This is a genomic window from Devosia sp. (assembly GCF_017307565.1).
Classification (GTDB): Bacteria; Pseudomonadota; Alphaproteobacteria; order Rhizobiales; family Devosiaceae; genus Devosia.
Window position 1 is genome coordinate 1 of record NZ_JAFKHD010000246.1, and the last position, 2,490, is coordinate 2,490.

1 protein-coding gene and 2 pseudogenes are annotated in these 2,490 nt (G+C 62.5%); 2 read left to right on the forward strand and 1 reads right to left on the reverse strand.

Going from position 1 to position 2,490, the window contains the following annotated elements; translation table 11 throughout:
- Window positions 1-607, reverse strand: a pseudogene (locus J0I64_RS08205) (hypothetical protein); the annotation flags it as partial.
- A gap of 242 nt (window positions 608-849) precedes the next feature.
- Between J0I64_RS08205 and J0I64_RS08210 the strand changes: the two are divergent.
- Together J0I64_RS08210 and J0I64_RS08215 are read left to right on the forward strand one after the other, a co-directional pair.
- Window positions 850-1,610 (forward strand): annotated as a pseudogene (locus tag J0I64_RS08210) (trypsin-like peptidase domain-containing protein); the annotation flags it as partial.
- Between the two features lie 162 nt (window positions 1,611-1,772).
- Window positions 1,773-2,321 (forward strand): PDZ domain-containing protein, encoded by a 549-nt coding sequence (locus J0I64_RS08215; RefSeq protein ID WP_291407106.1) that lies wholly within the window; start codon window positions 1,773-1,775, stop codon window positions 2,319-2,321.
- Window positions 2,322-2,490: the final 169 nt, after the last annotated feature.

Sequence of the window (2,490 nt, forward strand, 5' to 3'; positions counted from 1 at the left end):
CGGCCGCAGCGATGTGACGCTCATAGGCATAGGCGTCTTCGCACTGCGAACCGACGTGGAAGCAGAGGCTGGGCGTATAGCCCATCTTTTCGACGGCGGTGACGATCTCGGCCGCACCTTGTTCCATCACGCCGAACTTGATGCCGAAGTCATAGGACTTCAGCGCCTTGCCGGCCTTGAAGCGGGTGGTCACTTCCACATCGCGCGAAGGCGACACCACTGCGGCCAGCTGGTCGAGCTGCTGCGGGTGGTCGATGGTGAAGGAGCGAACGCCGAACTCTTCATAAGCGCGCTCGATCTCGCGCTTGTTCTTGATCGGGTTGTTGTAGTGCATCACGGCGCCGGGCGCGTAGTCGCGCACCAGTTCCATTTCGGTGTTCGAGGCGACGTCGAACGCCTTGAGGCCTTCGCGGTGCAGCTGCGCAATGATGTGGGGCGACGGATTGCACTTCACCGCATAGGTGAGCAGGCCGTCAAAGCCCTTCTTGAAAACCTTCACGGCCCTATGGAACTCCTTCTCCGAGAAGAGGAAGGAAGGAAAGTCCGGCGCCTCTGCCGCGATAAGCGCGGAGGTATTGGCGTAAACGGTCTTCGGCTCGTCAGTCATTGGACAACAGGCCTTTCGGGGCTGGAGGGTGAAGGAAAACTCACGGCGACCACTTTTCTGTTCTGGAAGCGCCGTAAGAAATTCGCGCTGCATATAGGGCCACGTGCCCCCTGGCGCAAACGATTATTTGCCCATGGAAACAACTATGTTCGAACGTCATTTTCGTGACAGAATCCCGGCGCTCTGCTCGCGGAGAAATCCTCGGCCAAAATAGGCTAAAACAGGTAGCTGGGAGCGTACCCATGTCTCTGCGAACACTCGTCTTTTCGGGTCTCGCCGTAGCGGTCATCGCCATCGGCGGTACATTGGCCTTCTCTCCCTGGAACGCACCGGGCACCGCTCAGGTTCAAACGAGCCAGGCGCAACCCGAAGCACCCCCACCCGCAGCCGTGACGCGAACGGTGCCTGCGGGTCAGCCGCAGGTGCTGTTGAGCTACGCCCCCATCGTTCAGGCGGTTTCGCCTTCGGTGGTCAATGTCTATGCAACACGCATCGAATCCCAGGCGACTTCCCCCTTCGCCAACGATCCGTTCTTTTCCCGATTCTTCGGTGATCAATTCCAGTCTCGCCCGCGCGAATCCCGCTCGCTCGGCTCTGGCGTCATCGTCGATGGGGCTGGGGTGATCCTCACCAACTCCCATGTCATCAACGGCGCCACCGACGTCCGCATCGCCCTCAGCGACGGACGCGAGTTTGCGGTCGATGTCGTTGTCGAAGACAAGCAGACCGATCTTGCCGTCCTCCGCGTCCGCGACACGCGCGGCGTCAGCTTCCCGGCCATTACTTTTGCCGATAGCGACGCGCTGCTCGTGGGCGATATCGTCCTCGCCATCGGCAATCCGGCCAGACCGTCACCTCGGGCATCGTCTCCGCTCTTGCCCGCACCGGCGTTGAAAGTTCCGACTACGAATTCTTCATCCAGACCGACGCCGCCATCAATCCGGGCAATTCCGGTGGCGCCCTGGTCGATATGCAGGGGCACCTCGTCGGCATCAATACGGCGATCTATTCCCAGTCGGGCGGGTCCGTCGGCATTGGCTTTGCCATTCCCGCCAACATGGCCAAGCTCGTGGCCGATGCCGGCGTCCATGGCGGCCAGATCGTCCGCCCATGGTTCGGCGCCAAGATGCAGGCCGTCGATTCCGACATCGCCAATAGCCTCGGCATGGACGCTCCCCATGGCGCGCTCATCACCGAAGTCGCGCCCAACGGCCCGGCCGCCCGTGCCGGCTTCCAGTCCGGCGACGTCGTTCTCTCGGTCGATGGTCAGCGGGTCGATGACCCCAGTGCCTTCAACTTCCGCCTCGCGACCAAGCCCGTGGGTCAGACCACCAAGCTCGAGCGCCTGCGCGGCACGACCAAGACCACGGTCGATTTCCCCGTCGAAGCGGCTCCAGCGCCGGCCGAAAATGCCGTCGTAACCATCTCTGCCGACTCGCGTTTCTCGGGCGTCACCGTGCGCCAGCTCGACCCGGCCCTCGCCGAGTCCAAGGGCCTCCCCTACGACGCCACGGGCGTCATCGTCACCGCGGTCGCCGCCAATTCCCCGGCGGAAGCCATGGGCCTCCAGGTCGACGACGTGATCCTCCAGCTCAACGACACCGACATCAAGGACGCGCAGACGTTCAGCACCACCGTGTCGCAAAAAGTCCGAACCTGGCAGATCATCCTGCAAAGAGACGGTCGCGTGAGCCGGGCGATTGTGAGCGGCTGAGAGCCGTCCCGAAGGGCAAATCGCGCCAGTGGCGCGATTTGAGGCGAGCAGGCCATGAGAGCTACGCTCGAATGGCGGGTGTGCTTTCGCATACCCCCGAACCGTCACCCTCGGGCTTGACCCGAGGGCTCTACACTTGCTGCAAGGCTGGCAACTCAGTAACCCAGCG